Source organism: Streptosporangium amethystogenes subsp. fukuiense, from assembly GCF_042665875.1.
GTDB lineage: Bacteria > Actinomycetota > Actinomycetes > Streptosporangiales > Streptosporangiaceae > Streptosporangium > Streptosporangium fukuiense.
The window spans coordinates 3,350,829-3,368,588 of sequence record NZ_JBHTEE010000001.1 but is presented as its reverse complement, the minus strand read 5'-3'; the positions used below and the strand labels follow the sequence as shown (position 1 = coordinate 3,368,588).

Annotated in this window: 10 protein-coding genes and 1 pseudogene; 8 read left to right on the top strand and 3 right to left on the bottom strand. The window is 70.5% G+C overall.

All coding sequences use genetic code 11. From position 1 onward, the window contains the following. Nucleotides 1-2 precede the first annotated feature (2 nt). Together hisS and aspS (ACFQVD_RS14705) are read left to right on the top strand one after the other, a co-directional pair. Complete coding sequence (hisS, locus tag ACFQVD_RS14710; RefSeq protein WP_343965094.1) at nucleotides 3-1,268, top strand: histidine--tRNA ligase; 1,266 nt, start codon at nucleotides 3-5, stop codon at nucleotides 1,266-1,268. Continuing rightward, a pseudogene (aspS, locus tag ACFQVD_RS14705) lies at nucleotides 1,265-2,989 on the top strand (aspartate--tRNA ligase); the annotation flags it as partial. The gene hisS and the pseudogene aspS (ACFQVD_RS14705), both read left to right, overlap by 4 nt. Before the next feature lie 58 nt (nucleotides 2,990-3,047). On the opposite strand, the gene ACFQVD_RS14700 reads toward aspS (ACFQVD_RS14705), so the two are convergent. Together ACFQVD_RS14700 and ACFQVD_RS14695 are read right to left on the bottom strand one after the other, a co-directional pair. Next, nucleotides 3,048-4,826, bottom strand: a complete 1,779-nt coding sequence (locus tag ACFQVD_RS14700) for an ABC transporter ATP-binding protein (RefSeq protein ID WP_343965090.1) — start codon at nucleotides 4,824-4,826, stop codon at nucleotides 3,048-3,050. Next, the gene (locus ACFQVD_RS14695; RefSeq protein WP_343965088.1) at nucleotides 4,823-6,682 is read right to left on the bottom strand and encodes an ABC transporter ATP-binding protein; all 1,860 of its coding nucleotides are present in this window, start codon (nucleotides 6,680-6,682) and stop codon (nucleotides 4,823-4,825) included. Before ACFQVD_RS14695 ends, ACFQVD_RS14700 begins: the two co-directional genes overlap by 4 nt. A 333-nt stretch (nucleotides 6,683-7,015) precedes the next feature. Here ACFQVD_RS14695 and aspS (ACFQVD_RS14690) point away from each other — a divergent pair, with 333 nt between their 5' ends. Further along, nucleotides 7,016-8,314, top strand: coding sequence for an aspartate--tRNA(Asn) ligase (aspS, locus tag ACFQVD_RS14690; RefSeq protein WP_343965086.1), 1,299 nt, complete (start codon nucleotides 7,016-7,018; stop codon nucleotides 8,312-8,314). Between the two features lie 53 nt (nucleotides 8,315-8,367). On the opposite strand, the gene ACFQVD_RS14685 is transcribed toward aspS (ACFQVD_RS14690), so the two are convergent. Beyond that, complete coding sequence (locus tag ACFQVD_RS14685) at nucleotides 8,368-10,170, bottom strand: ABC transporter ATP-binding protein/permease (protein ID WP_343965084.1); 1,803 nt, start codon at nucleotides 10,168-10,170, stop codon at nucleotides 8,368-8,370. A gap of 311 nt (nucleotides 10,171-10,481) precedes the next feature. On the opposite strand from ACFQVD_RS14685, the gene ACFQVD_RS14680 reads away from it, so the two are divergent. The 5 genes from ACFQVD_RS14680 (at nucleotide 10,482) to ACFQVD_RS14660 (ending at nucleotide 17,760) form a co-directional block, all read left to right on the top strand. Next, nucleotides 10,482-13,220, top strand: coding sequence for a helix-turn-helix transcriptional regulator (locus ACFQVD_RS14680; RefSeq protein ID WP_386271303.1), 2,739 nt, complete (start codon nucleotides 10,482-10,484; stop codon nucleotides 13,218-13,220). Nucleotides 13,221-13,488: 268 nt separating this feature from the next. After that, the gene (locus ACFQVD_RS14675; RefSeq protein ID WP_343966426.1) at nucleotides 13,489-14,529 is read left to right on the top strand and encodes a TauD/TfdA family dioxygenase; all 1,041 of its coding nucleotides are present in this window, start codon (nucleotides 13,489-13,491) and stop codon (nucleotides 14,527-14,529) included. A gap of 38 nt (nucleotides 14,530-14,567) precedes the next feature. Then, nucleotides 14,568-15,710, top strand: a complete 1,143-nt coding sequence (locus ACFQVD_RS14670; protein WP_343966424.1) for an amidohydrolase family protein — start codon at nucleotides 14,568-14,570, stop codon at nucleotides 15,708-15,710. Between the two features lie 42 nt (nucleotides 15,711-15,752). Further along, complete coding sequence (locus tag ACFQVD_RS14665; protein WP_343966422.1) at nucleotides 15,753-16,868, top strand: hypothetical protein; 1,116 nt, start codon at nucleotides 15,753-15,755, stop codon at nucleotides 16,866-16,868. After that, nucleotides 16,861-17,760, top strand: coding sequence for a TauD/TfdA family dioxygenase (locus ACFQVD_RS14660; protein WP_343966420.1), 900 nt, complete (start codon nucleotides 16,861-16,863; stop codon nucleotides 17,758-17,760). The genes ACFQVD_RS14665 and ACFQVD_RS14660 overlap by 8 nt, the downstream gene beginning before the upstream one ends.

Below are 17,760 nucleotides of genomic sequence, written 5' to 3'. Positions count from 1 at the left end.
CAATGACTTTGCAGGCGCCCAAGGGCACCTTCGACTGGATCCCACCGCGTTCGGAGCGGGCACTCGCGGTACGCGAGGCGCTGACCGACCCCGTCCGCCGGGCGGGTTACGGCTACATCGAGACGCCGGTCTTCGAGGACACCGCGCTGTTCGTGCGCGGCGTCGGGGAGTCGACGGACATCGTCTCCAAGGAGATGTACACCTTCGAGGACAAGGGCGGGCGCTCCATCACGCTGCGCCCCGAGGGCACCGCCCCGGTGGTGCGCGCGGTCCTCCAGCACGGCCTGCACAACGGGCAGCTTCCGGTGAAGCTCTGGTACTCGGGCAGCCAGTTCCGCTACGAGCGGGCACAGAAGGGCCGCTACCGGCACTTCTGGCAGGTCGGCGCCGAGGCACTGGGCGCCGAGGACCCGGCGCTCGACGCCGAGCTGATCCTGCTGGCCGTCGACGGCTACGCCGCGCTGGGGCTCACCGGGGTCCGGCTGCTGATCAACACGCTGGGCGACAGGGAGTGCCGCCCCGTCTACCGGGCCGCGCTCCAGGACTTCCTGCGCGGCCTCGACCTCGACGAACCCACCCGGCAGCGGATCGAGATCAACCCGCTGCGCGTGCTCGACGACAAGCGCCCGGAGGTGCAGGAGCGGCTGGCCGGCGCGCCGCTGGTCGTCGACCACCTGTGCGGGGCGTGCAAGGCCTATCACGAGGAGGTCCGCTCGCTGCTGACCGCCTCCGGCGTGGCCTACACCGACGACCCCCGGCTGGTCCGCGGCCTCGACTACTACACGCGGACCACGTTCGAGTTCGTCCACGACGGGCTCGGCTCCCAGTCCGCGGTCGGCGGCGGAGGCCGCTACGACGGGCTGAGCGAGATGCTCGGCGGCCCCGCCCTGCCCAGCGTCGGCTGGGCGCTCGGCGTCGACCGTACGGTCCTGGCCATGGAGGCCGAGGGCCTGTTCGCGGGCGACGGCGAACAGGCGCGCGTACAGGTGTACGGTGTGCCGCTGGGTGAGGAGGCGCGCCGCCGGATGTTCCTTCTTGTCACCGAGTTGCGCCGGGCGGGCCTTGCCGCCGACATGTCGTTCGGCGGCAAGGGTGTCAAGGGCGCCATGAAGGGCGCCGACCGCTCGGGGGCGAGCCACGCGGTGATCCTCGGCGAGCGTGATATCGCCGCGGGGACCGCGCAGGTCAAGGACCTGGTCAGCGGAGAGCAGAGCGCCGTACCACTCGCTGAGATCGTCACGACGTTGAAGGAGAGACTGGACAAATGATCCGCACGCACGAAGCGGGATCACTGCGCGAGGAGCACGCCGGGCAGCAGGTGACGCTCGCCGGATGGGTGGGGCGCCGCCGCGACCACGGCGGCGTGGTCTTCATCGACCTGCGTGACGCCTCCGGCTCCGCCCAGGTGGTCTTCCGCGAGGAGGACGACGCCCACGGCCTGCGCGCCGAATACTGCGTCAAGGTCGTCGGGCAGGTGCGGGTCCGCCCCGAGGGCAACGAGAACCCCGACCTGCCGACCGGCGCGATCGAGGTCGTCGCCTCCGAGGTCGAGGTGCTCAGCGAGTCCGCCCCGCTGCCGTTCCCCATCGAGGGCGGGACCGGCATCTCGGAGGAGGCCAGGCTCAAGTACCGCTACCTCGACATCCGCCGCCCGCAGATCGCGCAGGCCATGCGCACCCGCTCCAAGGCCACCTACCTCGCCCACCAGGTGATGGACGAGCACGGGTTCAACTACGTCGAGACCCCGATGCTGACCCGCTCCACCCCGGAGGGTGCCCGCGACTTCCTGGTCCCGGTCCGGCTTCAGCCCGGGAACTGGTACGCCCTGCCGCAGTCGCCGCAGCTGTTCAAGCAGCTCCTGATGGTCGCCGGGCTGGAGCGCTATTACCAGCTCGCCCGCTGCTTTCGCGACGAGGACCTGCGCGCCGACCGGCAGCCGGAGTTCACCCAGATCGACGTCGAGATGTCCTTCGTCGACCAGGACGACGTCATGGCCCTGGGGGAGGCGCTGATCGGCCGGATCTGGAAGGAGACGGTCGGCTACGAGCTGCCGAACCCGCTACCCCGGATGACCTACCGGGACGCCATGGCCCGCTACGGCTCCGACAAGCCCGACCTGCGCTTCGGCCAGGAGCTCGTCGAGATGACGGAGTTCTTCGCCGACACCACCTTCAGGGTCTTCCAGGCACCGTACGTGGGCGCCGTGGTCATGCCCGGCGGCGCCTCCCAGAGCCGCAAGGAGCTGGACGCCTGGCAGGAGTGGGCCAAGTCGCGCGGCGCCAAAGGCCTGGCTTACGTGCTGGTGGGCCAGGACGGCACGCTCGGCGGCCCGGTCGCCAAGAACCTGTCCGAGACCGAGGCGGCGGGCCTGGCGGCCAAGGTGGCGGCTGAGCCCGGAGACGCGATCTTCTTCGCGGCCGGCGCGGCCTCCGCATCCCGCGACCTGCTCGGCGCGGCCCGGCTGGAGATCGGCCGCCGCTGCGGCCTGATCGACGAGTCGGCCTGGAACTTCCTGTGGATCGTCGATGCCCCCATGTTCGAGGAGGACGGCGAGGGCGGCTGGACCCCGGTCCACCATCCCTTCACCGGTCCGAAGCCCGAGTGGGCCGACAACTTCCAGGACCACCCTGGTGAGGCCCTGGCCTACGCCTACGACATGGTCTGCAACGGCATGGAGATCGGTGGTGGCTCGATCCGGATCCACCGCGCCGAGATGCAGCAGCGCGTCTTCGACGTGCTCGGCATCTCCAAGGAGGAGGCGGAGAACAAGTTCGGCTTCCTGCTGGAGGCGTTCAAGTACAGCCCGCCGCCGCACGGCGGCATCGCCTACGGCTGGGACCGGGTCTGCACGCTCCTGGTCGGCGGAGAGTCGATTCGCGACGTGATCGCCTTCCCGAAGACGGCCTCCGGTTTCGACCCGCTGACCGGCGCTCCCTCCCCGATCACGGTGGGGCAGCGCAGGGAGGCCGGGGTGGACGTCAAGCCCAAGGCGGAGGCCTACCCCCCTCGGCCGGCCCCGGTGAGCCGGGGCCGGCCGAGACGGGAACCTAGCGGTAGATCCTCCGCTGGAGGCCATACAGCTCGGAGTAGAGTCCGGAGCCCGCCAGCAGCGTGCGGTGGTCACCGTTCTCCACCACCCGGCCTCCGTCGAGGACGATGATCATGTCGGCCATCCGCACGGTGGAGAAGCGGTGGGAGACGAAGAGGGTGATCGCGCCGGAGCGGTGACCCGCCTCGTGCGAGGAGGCGGCGTAGCGGTCGAAGATCGCGTGTTCCGCGGCGGCGTCGAGCGCGGCCGCAGGTTCGTCCAGGACCAGCAGAAGCGCCTCCTGGCGCATCAGGCACCGGGCGAGCCCCAGCGTCTGCCACTGGCCGCCGGAGAGTTCGACGCCGTGGCCGTAGCCGTGGCCCAGCAGGCCGGAAAGCCCGCCGGGCACCGTCGCCACGATCCGGTCCGCGTGTGCCAGCCCGAGCGCCCGCGAGATCGCCTCCCGGTCCTCCAGCCGGGCGAGGTCACCGACTCCGACGTTCTCCCCGAGGCGCAACTCGAACCGGGCGAAGTCCTGGAACAGGGAGGCCACCCTGGCCTGCCACTCGCGGGGTGGCAGGTCGCGCAGGTCGATGCCGTCCACCAGGATCCGGCCCGAGGTGGGATGGTAGAGGCCGCACAGCAGCTTGACGAGGGTGCTCTTGCCCGCCCCGTTCTCGCCGACGAGCGCCACCGATCCGCCTGCGGGTATCGTCAGGCAGACGTCGCGCAGGATCATCCTGTCGGTCCCGGGGTAGGCGAAACTCACGTGCTCCAGCCTGATGCCCTCTCGTAGCCTCCCGGGGACGCCGCCTTCCACGGGGGAAGGGCTCTCACCCGGCTCCCGGAGCGAGGCCAGCCGGTCCAGCGTCCTGCCGACGCCCTGTAGGGCGGTGAGCAACGTGGAGGCTCCGGCCACCTGCACGCTCACCTGGACCGCCAGGGTGATGACCAGCACCACGTCGCCCGCGTCGGCCCTTCCCCGGGCGGCCTGCCAGATCACCAGCGTGATCGCGCCTCCGTAGGCGAGGGAGAAGGCAAGCTGGCCCAGCGCCCGTAGCCCGGCGGCCCTCAGGTGCGCGCCTCGCAGTGCCGCGCTGGTCTTCGACCAGCAGGTGTCCTGCTCCCGCAGGAGAGGAGGCTCGGCGTGAAAGAGCCGGATCTCCTTGATCGAGGCCGGGGTGGTCGCGAGTTCGAGCAGGTGGCGGGTGCGGCGGGTGCTCTCGGCGGTCGCCTCCTTCGCCAGCTCCAGCAGGTTCTGCGCCCGTCTGCCGATCAGCACCGACGGCAGCGCCGCCAAAGGCAGCAGGGCCAGCCAGGGATCGAGCATCACCAGCAGGACCGCGGTGAACCCGGTCTGCAGGACGAGCCCGCCCAGCTGGAGCACCGACTCCACCGCGGTGCGGGTCTTGCCCAGCTCCTGGCGGACGAGGTTCACGCTGTCGGCGAAGGCCGGGTCGTCCAGGCGCTCAAGCCGCGGCGAGCCGTTGACGTGGCGGACCAGTTCCTCGTGCAGCACGGTCTCGGCGAGTTCGCCGACCTCGAAGTAGGACAGGTGGGCGAAGTGCCCGAGCATCAGCTCCAGGACGAGGAGCACGGCGACGGCGCAGACGACCGCCGTCGCGACGTCGACCCTCCCCGCGACGGCGGCGTTGGTGAACTCCCGCAGCCCCACGGCCACGAGCGGGGTGGCCAGGTAGCCCACCGCCATCAGCCCGACCGCCTTGAGCAGGCGTACTCGGTCGACCCTCGCGGCGAGGCGCAGCACGAACAGCGCGCTGAGCACGATCCATCTCATCGGCCGGCCTCCGTCCCCGGCGGGCCGGTGGCGAAGCGCCGGGCCTGCAGGTCGAAGAGGTCGGCGTAGCGTCCACCGGACCTCAACAGTCCCGCGTGGTCACCCTGCTCGACCACGCGGCCGTGCTCGACGACCACGATCCGGTCGGCCCGCCGTACGGTGGAGAAGCGATGTGAGATGATCACCGTGGTCAGCCCGCCGGTGATGGCGAGGAAACGGTCGAAGAACTCCACCTCCGCCCGGACGTCCAGCTGGGCGGTGGGCTCGTCCAGGACCAGGACGGAGGCGCCCCGTTCGACGGCGAGAAAGGCGCGGGCCAAGGCGATCCGCTGCCACTGCCCGCCGGACAGGTCGCGCCCGCCCGCGTACTGCCCGGACAGCGGGGTGTCGAGGCCGGCGGGCAGGGAGTCCACCACCTCCAGCGCGCCCGCGCGCCGGGCGGCGGCGAGCAGGGCCGATCTGTCCCCGAGCGCGGCGGGGGCACCGAGGCCGATGTTGGCACCGGCGGGCAACTCGTAGCGGACGTAGTCCTGGAAGATCACGGCCAGCCGGCGCTGCCAGTCCCGGGGGTCCAGCCGCCGTAGGTCCTCACCGTCGACGAGAATTCTTCCCTCCGAGGGGTCGTAGAGGCGCGCCAGCAGCTTGACCAGGGTGGTCTTGCCGGCGCCGTTCAGCCCGACGATCGCGGTCGAACCCCCGGCGGGCAGCTCCAGGTCGAGGCCGTCCAGCACCTTCCGGCCGGTGCCGTAGGCGAAACCGACCCCTTCGAAGCGGATGCCGCGCCGGGGCAGCCCGCTCGCCGGGAGATCGCCCCGGGGAATCTCCCGTCGGCCGGCGGAGACCAGGTTCTCGAACTCCACCAGTGCCTCATAGGCGTTCAGCCCGTACTGGGTCTGCACATCACTCTCCGGAAAGAAGGTCCCGAACCGAATGGCGAGCAGCGCCGACTGGAGGGCGATGGAGAGTTCGAGTAGGCCGAGGTCGCCCAGTGCGGCGGAACGGGCGAGCCAGACCAGGAGTACGGTGCCCCCCACCAGGCCGACCAGGGTGTAGGCCACGAACGGCCAGAACAGGATGCGCCGCCGGCCACTCCACAGGGCCGTCAGGTACTCCCGCGCGTCCACGCGGTGGCGCCGCTCGTACCAGTCGATCAGACCCAGCGTCCTGAACTCCTTGGCGGCGGTGATCGCCGTGCCGATGTCGCGCAGATAGGTGACCCGCCGGCGCGGGCCGGACAGCTCGTGCCAGAGCGAGCCGAGGCGCCCCATGGATCCGCGCCTTCCGTGCCGGATCACCAGGGCGGTGACCGCCGCGACGGTGCCCGCGACCGGGGAGATCACGATTCCGATGAGGACCACCGCGCCGGCGAGCTGTGTGTACCTGGCGACCAGCGCGAGGGTGCCCGCCACCGCCTCCCCGGGAGTGGGCGGGAACCGGCCCAGGCCGTCGCGCGCGTCTCCGAGCCTGCCCGCGACGTTCTCACGTTCGAGCAGGGACAGTGGCGCCTCGGCCAGGGCGGAGCCCATCAACCGCCGGACGCAACCGCCGTCCACCCGGCGCGCGATCACCTCTCCCAGCGCGGCCTGGTAGGGCACCAGCGACTGCTGCAGGATGTAGGCGCCGACCGCGAGGGCCAGCGCCGCGCCGACGGTGACCGGGCCGGTTCCGCTCGCCGTGGTGGAGACCTCGGCGAGCATGACGCTCGTCCAGACGATGAAGCCGACGGGAAGCAGGCCCACCAGGAGGTTGATCGCGAGCGAGGTGCCCAGCGCGGCCGGACCCGCGAGGAGGAGCAGCCGGGCGAACGCGCGCCGGCGTTCCGCGGGGGACGCCGAAACGGGTGTTCCTGCGGTCATCGGGTTTCCCCGTCCCGGAGGGGAGGCGTTTGGACTATGATCGGCGGCAAAGCTGTGACGAAGCCAAGTAGGCCGGGACCATGCGAGCAACGAGAGAGCCGCCGGAGCTGGAAAGGCGGCCTCGCCCCCGGGCCGAAGACCCTTCCGAGCTGCGGGGAGGAACGGCGGGGCCACCGCGGTGACCGTCCAATGCCCCGCCGGTCGGCCCTCGTCATCGGGTCATAATGAGGTCCCGCCTCCGGCGGGGCAAAGGTGCGGTGGCACCGCGAGCGAAATGTCCCTGCTCGCCCGCACCTGATAGGGACTCCCGTAAGTTCTCTGTGCGGAGTTGCCATGCGAATTCTTTCCTCCCAGGTGTCCAAGCATGTCGGCGAAGAGGTGTGTCTCGCCGGTTGGCTGCATCGCGTTCGCGCGCTGAAGTCGGTGACCTTCGCCGTGCTTCGCGATCGGGACGGTCTCGTCCAGGTCGTCGCAGCCGACCCGGAGCTGGTGAGGCGCCTCGCCGAACTGCCCGAGGAGACCGTGGTCGAGGTGGTGGGCACCGCCACCGCCAACCCTCAGGCACCGGGTGGGGTGGAGATCACCTCGCCGACGTTTCGCGAACTCTCCGACCCGGCCGTCGCGCCCCCGTTCGACCTCTACCGGCCGGTGGTCTCGGCGAGTCTGCCCACCGTGCTCGACAACGCGGCGGTGGCCTTGCGTCACCCCAGGCTGCGCGCGCCGTTCGAGATCTCCGCGGCCTCGGTGGAGGGCTTCCGCCGGGCGATGGAGAGGCTGGACTTCATCGGGGCGCACACTCCCAAGGTGGTCTCCTCCGCCACCGAGTCCGGGGCCAACGTCTTCGCGCTGGACTGGTTCGGCCGCCGGGCCTACCTGGCGCAGTCGCCGCAGTTCTACAAGCAGACCCTGGTGGGGGTCTTCGAGCGGGTCTACGAGATCGGGCCGGTCTTCCGCGCCGAGCCGCACGACACCGCGCGGCATCTGGCCCAGTACACCAGCCTCGACGCCGAGATGGGCTTCGTGACCGACCACCGCGATGTCATGGCGGTCGTCCGCGAGGCGGTCGCCGACATGGTCTCCAGCGTCGCCCAGCGTGCCGCGGGGGCGGTGGAGCTGATCGGTGCCGAGCTTCCGGACGTACCGGCGGAGATCCCGTCGATCCACTTCGCCGACGCGCAGGAACTGCTGGCCCGCGAGAGCGGCGAGGACCCGCGGGGTGAGCCCGACCTGGCCCCCGCGCACGAGAGGTGGCTGTGCGAGTGGGCTGTTCGCGAGTACGGTTCGGAGTTGCTGTTCGTCACCGGTTACCCCATGGCGAAGCGACCGTTCTACACCCACCCCGACCCCCTGCGGCCGGAGTACTCCAACAGCTTCGACCTGCTCTTCCGCGGCCTGGAGCTGGTCACCGGCGGGCAGCGGCTGCACCGCCACTCCGACTATCTCGCCGCCCTGCGGGCCCGCGGGGAGAGTCCGGAGCCGTATGCCGGCTATCTGGCGGCCTTCGCGCACGGCATGCCGCCGCACGGTGGGTTCGCCCTGGGCCTTGAGCGCTTCGTCGCCAGGCTGACCGGGATGGACAATGTCCGCTGGACCACCCTCTTCCCGCGTGACCTGCACCGCCTGACCCCGTGAGCGGCGGGCCCCTCGCCGCCAGGGCGAGGGGCCCGTTCCTGGCAGGGCGGGGCTCACCCGCATAGATGCCGCTTGAGGCTGTGCAGGGCCGGGACGAGCAGCAGTGGTGAGAGCGCGACCAGCCAGGCGAGATGCCCGGCGGCCGAGGTGAGGTCGCCCTCGATCACCAGGGACCTGGACAGCTCCACACCGTGGTGCAGTGGGGAGACCTCGGCGACCGCGCGTAGCGCCGCGGGCAGCCTCTCCGTCGGAAAGAAGACCCCGCTGATCAGGGTGAGCGGGGTCAGCACCAGTGTGTAGAAGTAGGAGTAGGCGTTTATCGCCCGGACCGCGCCGGTGAACAGCAGGCCCGCACAGGCGAAGACCAGGCCGAGCGGGAGCAGGGCCGGTACGGCCAGCAGGGCGGTGCTCGCGGGCGCGTATCCCAGCGCGGCGAGGATCGCGAGGTAGACGCCGGTGTAGACCAGGCATCGGGTCAGTGCCCAGATCAGCTCGCCCAGCGCGATGTCCACCGGCTCGACGGGACTGGTCACGGCCGCGTCGTAGCTGCGGGCGTGGCGCAGCCGTACGAAGACGTTGTAGGTGACCTCGAAGACGGCGCCGTTCATCGCGGTGACGGCGAGCAGTCCCGGGGCGACGAAGCTCGCGTAGGAGGAACCCAGGGCCTGTCCGTCCACGTAGAAGCCCAGGCCGATCCCCAGAGCTGCCAGGGAGAAGACCGGTTCGAAGAAGTTGGGGACGATGGTGGTCTTGTAGGACTTCCTGAACAGGGTGAGGTCGCGCCACCAGATCCGGCCGGCCAGGCTGAGGGAGGGGGGCGGCACCGCCCGGCGCGGCCTGTGCCGACCGCGTGGCCTGGGGGGCGCGGGGAGGGGCGTGGGGAGATCAGCAGGGGGAACGGGGCGCTCGCGTTCCAGGGCGTGCAGCGCGTCCTGCAGCGAGCTCGGCCGGACCATGAGCTCCTCGGCTCCGGCCACCTGGAGCTCGCCGGCCAGGCCGGTGACGGAATCCCCGAACACCAGGAGCCGGTTGCCCACCCGCAGCCGGGTACGCGTCCGCGTCCAGGCGGGTTCCGTGGCCCCGGAGTGCGGGACGCCGAGCTCGACCACGTACCTCGGCACGGTCGCGGTGATCAACCGCCGCGGGCTGGAGGAGCGCAGCACGCGTCCGGAGCCGAGCACGGTGACGCCGTCGCAGAGGCGTTCGACCTCATCCATATGGTGCGTGGTGAGGATCAGGGTCTTGCCCGACTCACAGAGCGCGTCGAGCAGATCCCACAGCAGCAGACGCCCCTCGGGGTCGAGCCCGGTGCTCGGTTCGTCCAGCAGGATCAGGTCCGGATCGTTCACCAGGGCGCGGGCGATCAGCAGGCGCCGCTGCATGCCGCCGGAGAGCGTCTGGGGCATGGAGCGGGCGTGCGCGGTGAGATCCACCGTCTCCAGCAGTTCGTCGGCGCGGGCGGCCGCGCTCCGGCCGGAGAGCCCGTGGTAGCGGCCGAAGGTGGTGAGGTTCTCCCGGACGAGGATCTCGTTGTCGTAGGTCATCCCCTGCGGCACCACCCCGATCCGCGCCTTGACCTGTCTGGGGTGGAGCGCCACGTCGTGACCGAGGACCCGAAGCGACCCTCGGTCGGGTGCCAGAGTGGCGCTGAGCATACGCATCAGGGTCGTCTTGCCGGCCCCATTGGGCCCGACCAGGGCGTGACGCCCGCCTGCCGGGATCGAGAGGGAGATTCCCGCGAGGGCGAGATGGGAGTCATGCCAGCGGTACAGGTCGTGGCCCTCCACCGCAAGGGAGGGCGAATCGGCGACAGCGGTGCCGACCTTTTTGGGATCGACCGAATCTAAAGCGCTCAAGATGAGAAATACCTTTTCGGCAGAGATGATCCGATGATTCCCCGGGTGTTCGCATGGAGAGCGCGAGTGCTCCATCGGTAAGCGTCACGGTTGGTCCAGTCGACAGGCCATAGCCGCATATATGCAGACTTTGTTACGGTTGGCTCCGTCAGTGAAGTAAACGGGATAACTCTGGCGGTTTCATCAGGGGAATCCCTGAAGCTTTGCAGGCAATCATTACGCTTGGATGATTTCCGCAGTTGAGGCGCCTTCCGCTGCGGTCGACGCCGGCACGGGTGACGGCCGTGCGGGACCTCCTACCGAGGGGAAGAATGGGCGTTGTCGGCAGGGACCGTGAGCTCGACATGATCGGGACATGGATCGGCGACCGTGCCCCCGGTCCCTCGATGGCCGTGCTGAGCGGGGAGGCGGGCATCGGCAAGTCGGCCATCTGGTCCGGTGCCCTGAAGACGGCGGGGCCGGGGCGCGTTCTCTCCTGCCGGTTCGACGAGAGCGAGGCCACTCTGGCCTACGCCGGGCTGGGAGACCTGATCGGCGCCGTCGAGGGCTCCACGGCCGTACGCGGCCTGCGTGAGCCGTTGCGCCGGGCCTTGGCCGCCGCCCTGTGGTGGGAGCATCCCCGGCAGACGCCGCCGGACCGGCGTGCGGTGGCGCTCGCCGTCCTCGACCTGGTCAGGCGTCTGTCCGCCGAGGGAGCCTTGCTGATAGCCCTCGACGGAATCCAGTGGATGGACCCCGAGACGGAGGTCGTGCTCGCCTTCGTGTTCCGGCGCCTGAGCACCGAGCCCGTGAAACTGCTGGCCACCCTCAGGACCGGGGCGGACAACGGGGCGTGGCCCCCACTCGCCCGGGTGCTGCCCGCGGAGCGGGTGGTCTGCTGGGAGGTCGGCCCGTTGTGCCCCGACGCCCTGGCCGCGGTGCTGGAGAACCGCCATGGCATCGCCCTCACCCGCCACGTGCTGCGGCGCCTGCACGAGGCGTGCGGCGGCAACCCGCTGTTCGGCCTGGAGCTGGCCCGAGACCGGGCCTGGCGGCCGAACCTGGCCGACGACGTCTCCCTGCCGGGGAGCCTGCGGCACCTGCTGCGCGAGCACGTTTCGAACCTCTCGCCGGCCGCCGTCGAGGCGGCGTTGGTGGTCGCCTGCGCCGCCCGGTCCACGGTCGGCCTGGTCGAGCGGGTGACCGGCGGGCTGAAGGGACTGGTGGAGGCGACCACCGGCCGGCTGGTCGTCGTCGAAGGGGAATCGCCGCGCTTTCGCAACTCGCTGCTGCGCAGCACGGTGCTGGAGGTCGCGGGGCCGCTGCGGCGGCATCAGATGCACGTGCGGCTCGCCCGGGCGGTACGGGACCCGGAGGAGCGCGCCAGGCACCTGGCGCTGACCGCCGGCGAGCCCAACGCCGCGCTGGCCGAGACCCTCGACACGGCGGCCGGGCTCGCCGCCGCCCGGGCCGCGCCGCTCAGCGCGGCGGACCTGGCGGTTCACGCCGTCCGCCTGACCCCTGCCGACCAGGCCGAGGTCGCGTTGCGCCGCCGGCTCGCCGCCGCCGGCCACCTGATCTCCGGGGGAGACGGAGCACGGGCCCGCGCCATCCTGGAGGAGGCGCTGCCGCACTGCTCCTCCGGGCCCGACCGGGCGAACGTGTTCTTCCTGCTGGGGCACGCCGTCTTCGCGTCCGGTGACGTCGCGGGTTCGCTGATACCCCTGCAATGGGGCCGCGCGGAGATCGCCGACCAGCCCGAGCTGCTGATTCCGATCATGGCCAGCCTCACCTACTTCTGCATGCACGGGGGTGATCTCACCGCCGCACTGGGACACGCCAGGGAACTGCTCGGCCTGGCCGAGAGAGCCGGTGACCGCGCGATGTGCGACGAGGCCGCCGTCGTGCTGTGCACGCTTGAGCTCATGTGCGGTGCCCCGGCCCCCGCCGTGGTGCCGGTGCCCCACGGCGAGGCCGCCCTGGGGCGTCCGCCGCTGGTGGCGCTGCACATGTACGGATATCTGTGCCGTTGCATGGGTGACCTCCAGGCGGCTCAGGCCGCGTTCGGAACCCTCGACACCGCCGCCGAGACCGGGACCGCCGCCGGCTGGGGGATGGTCTGGGCCACCGAGGTGGAGTGCCTCGCCGGTGACCTCCAGGCGGCGGCACGGTACGCGGACCTGGTCGCCCGCACCGCCCAGGAGACGGGAGCCCCGCCGACCGCGGCCCTGCTGGCCGAAGGGCTCGTACTCGGCGTACGCGGTGAGCTGGAGCGGGCCCGGCAACTGGCGGAGGAGGCGTTGGCCGCGGCCGACGCCTCGGGCCATCGGATGGCGGTGTTGATGATCCGGGCGCTGCTGGGCTTCGTCGAGCTGTCCGGCGACGACCCGATGGCGGCCGTGCTGCACCTCGACGCCGCCGACCGGATATGCGGTGAGCTCGGAGCGATCCCAGAGGTGCTCTGTCCCACCGCGGGAGCCGACCATGTCGAGGCGCTGGTCCAGGTCGGACGCTACGAGCAGGCCGCCGAGCGCGCGGGCAGGATCCGCTGGGCCGGCCGCCTCATCGACCGCCCCCTGGTACGCGGTCTGGCTGCCAGGGCCGGCGGCGTGCTGCTGACGGCCACCGGCTCCCCCAAGAGAGGAGCCGGTGAGCTGGAAGCCGCGGTGGAGGAGTTCTCCGTGGCGGGTGTGCCCTTCGAACTCGGCCGTACCCTGCTGGCGCTGAGCAGGGTGCAGAGCCGCCTGCGGCGCAGGGAGGAGGCCCGGCGCACCGCCGAGCGGGCGGGCAGGATCTTCAGCGAGCTCGGTGCCGAGAGATGGGCCGCGCGGACCGTGCTCCGTTCCCGTCTCTCCGCGCCCAACCGCCTGACGATCTCTGAGGCCCGCGTCGTCGCGCTGGCGGCCGAGGGCCGGACGAATCAGGAGATCGCCGCGGAGCTGGCGATCGAGGTGAAGACGGTGGAGAGCCACCTGTCCAGCGCCTACCGCAAGCTCGGGGTGCGCAGCCGCACCGAACTCGCGGTCCGGATGAGCGCCGGCCGGCGGGATTCGGGTACGCCGGGAATATGACCGGCGGGCAGGTGCCCCTTTTCGAAATGGCCTTTCCGGGTTTTCCCCAATGACGAGGCAAGGACCGGCCTGTTTAATCGACTCCGACGAACCGATCGACCCGATCAACGTTCAGGCGGTCCAGGCGAGCGGAAAAGGAGGAGCAGGAACCCGCCCATACTCCGGGAATCGCGTTCTTCCTGGCCTTTCCCGTCGATCTGCCGCGTCACCCGGACGGGCATGAGAGCCACGGCAAGCGAACACCTCCGCAACGGAACGGATATCCGCCATGCCCAGATCGAGCGAGCCGCTGACAGAGATCTCCGTCGTCGAGCTTTCCGATGAGGAAAGGGAGAGCTTTCGCGCGGGAATCGGCTCTGTCGACGCCAACCCCTACGACGCGTTCGAACCGTTCCTGGCACAGGTCCGTGAAAGCCGGAAGGCACTGCCGCGACGTGTCCACGACGCGCTCGACGACCTCAGGAACGGTCGCGCGCCCGGCGCGCTGCTCGTGCGCAACCTGCCGATCGTCACCGATCTGCCGCCGACACCCGATCGTTCCTTCTCCGCACTGTCCGACCTCGCCGCGGTGGGCACCGAGGCGGTGCTGGCGAGTGCGGTGAACGTGCTCGGCGAGCCGTTCAGCTATCTGGAGTGGGACGCCGGCCACCTGGTCCACAACAAGTATCCGATCCATGCCCACCGCGACCTGCAGTTCGGTTCCAACGCGGTGGAGTTCCTGCTGCACACCGAGACACCCTTCCGTGACGTCTCTCCCGACTACCTCGCGCTGCTCTGCCTGCGCGCCGACCCGACCGGCCAGGCGAAGACCAAGGTCGCCGACATCACCAGGGTGGTCGACGCTCTGGACGAGGCCGACCTGGCGGTGCTCGCCAAGGCGCGCTACGCGTTCGAGACCGACAACCCGGTTGTCGTCGTCGACGGGCGCGGGCTCACCGAACCGCAGCCGATCGTCAGCTACCGGGACGGCACGAGGGTCGTCGAGTACGTCGGGGACCTGATCGCGACCGACGAGGAGTCACGGCGGGTACTGGAGATCCTCGGCCGCCGGGTCCTGGCGATCGCCGTCGATATCCCGCTGGCCGGAGGGGACCTGCTCGTTCTGGACAACTCGCGCGTGGTGCACGGGCGCAATGCCATCGTCCCGGGCTACGACGGGCGCGACCGCTGGCTGCAGCGCATGCTGGTGACCACGCGGCTACTGGACGGCGAGCACCGGGCCACCGGGCGGCTGGTCTCCGACCGGCGCTACGCGAACTACCCCACCGACTACCGCAAGGCGCTCCGCCAACCGGCCGCACGGTCGTAGGCGGGCCGGGCACCGTCACGACGCGGAGGAATCTGACCATGTGGAACGGCTATCAGGTCGTCGACGCAGACGGCCACGTCATCGAACCCGGCACCCTGTGGGAGGAGTATGTCGAGCCCGCCTTCCGCGAGAACTGCCTGCGGGTGGAGCGCGACCGCCTCGACGGTGACCGCCTCATCATCGAGGGCAGGCCCTCCCGGCTGATCCGCCGCCTCGGCGGCGTTCCTTACGATCCCGAGACGCCGATCACCGACTGGAACACGCTGCGTCGCGCGGAGTACGCCTCCTTCGCCGAGTCGTGCCCGCCGGCCTCCCACGACGGTGCCTCCAGGCTGCGCTGGCTGGACGAGCACGGGATCGAGGCGACCCTGCTCTTTCCCTCGCTGGGGCTCATCTGGCCGCGCGAGGTGGATCCCGCCTCCCCGTACGCCGTCGCCCACCTACGGGCCTACAACCGCTGGCTGGCCGACTACGCCTCGGCGGCCCCAGGCAGGCTCGTCCCCGTCGGGCAGCTCGCGCTCTCTCCGCTGGTACGGCTGGAGGAGGAGGTGGCGGCGCTCGCCGCCGCGGGTTTCGGGCACGTGATGCTTCCGCACGGAGTCGCCGGCGAACTCGACGCCCGCCTCGACCCGTTCTGGGCATCGGCCCAGCATCACGGCCTGGTGGTCCACCTGCACAAGGTCGCCGTGCCGCACCTGCTGCCCCTGCCGCTGCCGACCAGCGTCCACGCCCCGGGCCCCGGCGCCTTCTTCAACCACGTCAACGAGATCCTGCCCGGACAGCTCTTCCTGGCGGGGCTGCTCGACGCCCGCGTCCCCGACCGCTTTCCCGAACTGCGCCTCGCCTTTCACGAGTGCAACATCGGCTGGCTGCCCGCATGGCTGGAACGCGCGCAGGAATCCTTCGAGACGCTGCGCGAGACCGGGCGCGGCACCCCCGACCACCCGCCCAGGCACTATCTGCACGATCGTGACACCTTCTTCTTCTCAACCGGCCTCGGTGAACGACTCGACCGGCTTCCGGAGGAACTCCACTCCCGCGTTCTGCTGGCCACCGACTTTCCTCATCCCGGCACGCCTTTCCGTCCGCAGGAGGAGTGGGCGCCGGTGCTGAAGGGACTTCCAGCCGGCCTGCGTCCTGCCCTGCTCGGTGAGAACGCCGTGCGCCTGCTGGACAAGTGATCCGCCGCCGCACCACGACCACGCCCCCGACCAAGGATTCCCATGAAACGTGAGAGCCCTCATGGTTCCGACCTCCAGGTACGCCTGAGCAATCTCCACCGCGTGCGCATCGAAGAGGTCTTCCGGCTCGGCGCCCTGCGAGACGGGGTGCGCCTCGCCACCACGGACATCCGGCTGCCCTTGCTGGGGCAGGTGCTGCCGCGCGTCGAACTCGTGATCAACGGCCCGGACTTCCAAAAGAAGATCACCGTACGGATCAACCAGTCGTCACCCTTCGTCTTCGACGGCTCCCGGCTGCGCGCCCTGATCAACGATGAGGAGCGCGAGGTCGCCTGCGAGCAGTTCGTCGACGACGACCGAGCCCCCACCGGCATGTACAACTTCGGGCTGCTCAGGGAGAACGGCACCCGCAGTTTCGTCTTCGACTACCACACTTACTGCGCCTACTCCTGCGACTTCTGTTTCAAGGAGAGCGAGTGGGAGGTGCTCTCCGTCCAGCAGGCGAAGACGGGTAACTACCAGGCCAACTTCGACAAATGCCTGGCCTACGTCGAGGCGCACGCGCTGGACTTTCACACGAAGTACGACATCGTCTGGCTGTGCACCGGCAGCATCACCAACGAGGCCGTGGAGCTGGACCGTCACTGCCGGATGGCCAGGGCACTGCGAAAGGTCGGTTACACCGAGGGGATATACGTCTCGCAGGTCATCCCGCCCAGCCTCATCGGCGACCGGGAACGCCGGCTCGACTACCTCACCACCCTGCGGGAGGCGGGCGTCTCCCGCTTCAACAGCGGCATCGAGGTGGTCAGCGCCGACTACCGCCGCCGGCTCATCCACGGATACAAGGGCGACATCACCTTCGACGACTATGTGGAGATCTTCACCGACGCGGTGCAGGTATTCGGCCCGCACAACGTCGGCAGCTGCCTGCTGGCCGGGATCGAGCCCGCCGAGGAGACCCTGCGAGGGCTGCGCAAGATCGCCGAACTCGGGGTGGTCCCCTCGCCCACGGTCTTCACCGCGTTCGTGGTCAAGCAGCAGAGCATTCCCTTCGTATACGACCTCGACGAACTCATCGACGTGCACGTGCGGTTCAACGAGATCATCGACCAGCACGGGCTCCCCGTCTTCTCGGGGGTGTTCAGCCTTGCCTGAACCGGACACGCGCCGCAGGGAGAGACTGGACCTCTCGTGGGAGACGGCCGAGGAACTCGCCGAGTGGTGCGTCCCCCTGCCGGTGGACGCCTACGGCGACGCTCACCGGGCGACGGCGGAGCCGCTGCCCGCCGCAGCGTCCCAGCTGGCACGCGCGGCGGCCCGGTTCGGCCGCGACCTGGGGGAGGCAGGCCTGCTGCACGTCACCGGAGTCCTGCCTCCCCCCACGCTGCCGCCGACCCCCGGCCGCCCCTACGTCGAGCTGCGGCACCCGATCGGGACCGAACCGCTGATGCTGGCCCTCGGCGGCCTGGTCGGCGAGGTGATCTCCTTCGCGGACTGGCACGGAGGCGACCGGGTACAGAACCTGTATCCGCTGCGAGCCGAGGCGGCCCGGCAGAACGCCAGCAACGCGGTGTACCTGGAGATGCACACCGAGACGGCGTTCCGCCCCAACACGCCGGACGCCCTGATCCTGCTCTGTCTGCGCCCTGACCCCGGTGCCCGCACCCTGGTCTGCGATCTGCACGAGGTGTGGGACGGCCTCGACCCCGCTACCAGAGGGGCGCTGGCCGAGCCGGCCTTCGCCTTCCACCTGCCCGACGGCACGAGTACCGAGCCCAAGCCGGTGGCCACGCCAAGAGGGGGGCGGCTCCGTTTCAACTACGCCGACGCGCTGTGCGCGGTCGACGAGAGGCACCGGCTGCCACTGCGGACACTGCGGGAAGGGATCCTGGCCAGGACCGTCGAGATCACCCTGCGGGCCGGGGATCTGCTGTTCCTCGACAACCTCCACCTCGTCCACGGCCGCAGCGGTTACGGTCCGCGCTATGACGGCACCGACCGCTGGCTGCAACGCTGCCTGATCCGTGCCGCCGCGGAGCGGGGGTGA

Coding starts and splice junctions, on each gene's coding strand:
- hisS (WP_343965094.1), top strand. CDS start 3: ATGACTTTGCAGGCGCCCAAGGGCACCTTCGACTGGATCCCACCGCGT.
- ACFQVD_RS14700 (WP_343965090.1), bottom strand. CDS start 4,826: ATGAGATGGATCGTGCTCAGCGCGCTGTTCGTGCTGCGCCTCGCCGCG.
- ACFQVD_RS14695 (WP_343965088.1), bottom strand. CDS start 6,682: ATGACCGCAGGAACACCCGTTTCGGCGTCCCCCGCGGAACGCCGGCGC.
- aspS (WP_343965086.1), top strand. CDS start 7,016: ATGCGAATTCTTTCCTCCCAGGTGTCCAAGCATGTCGGCGAAGAGGTG.
- ACFQVD_RS14680 (WP_386271303.1), top strand. CDS start 10,482: ATGGGCGTTGTCGGCAGGGACCGTGAGCTCGACATGATCGGGACATGG.
- ACFQVD_RS14675 (WP_343966426.1), top strand. CDS start 13,489: ATGCCCAGATCGAGCGAGCCGCTGACAGAGATCTCCGTCGTCGAGCTT.
- ACFQVD_RS14670 (WP_343966424.1), top strand. CDS start 14,568: ATGTGGAACGGCTATCAGGTCGTCGACGCAGACGGCCACGTCATCGAA.
- ACFQVD_RS14665 (WP_343966422.1), top strand. CDS start 15,753: ATGAAACGTGAGAGCCCTCATGGTTCCGACCTCCAGGTACGCCTGAGC.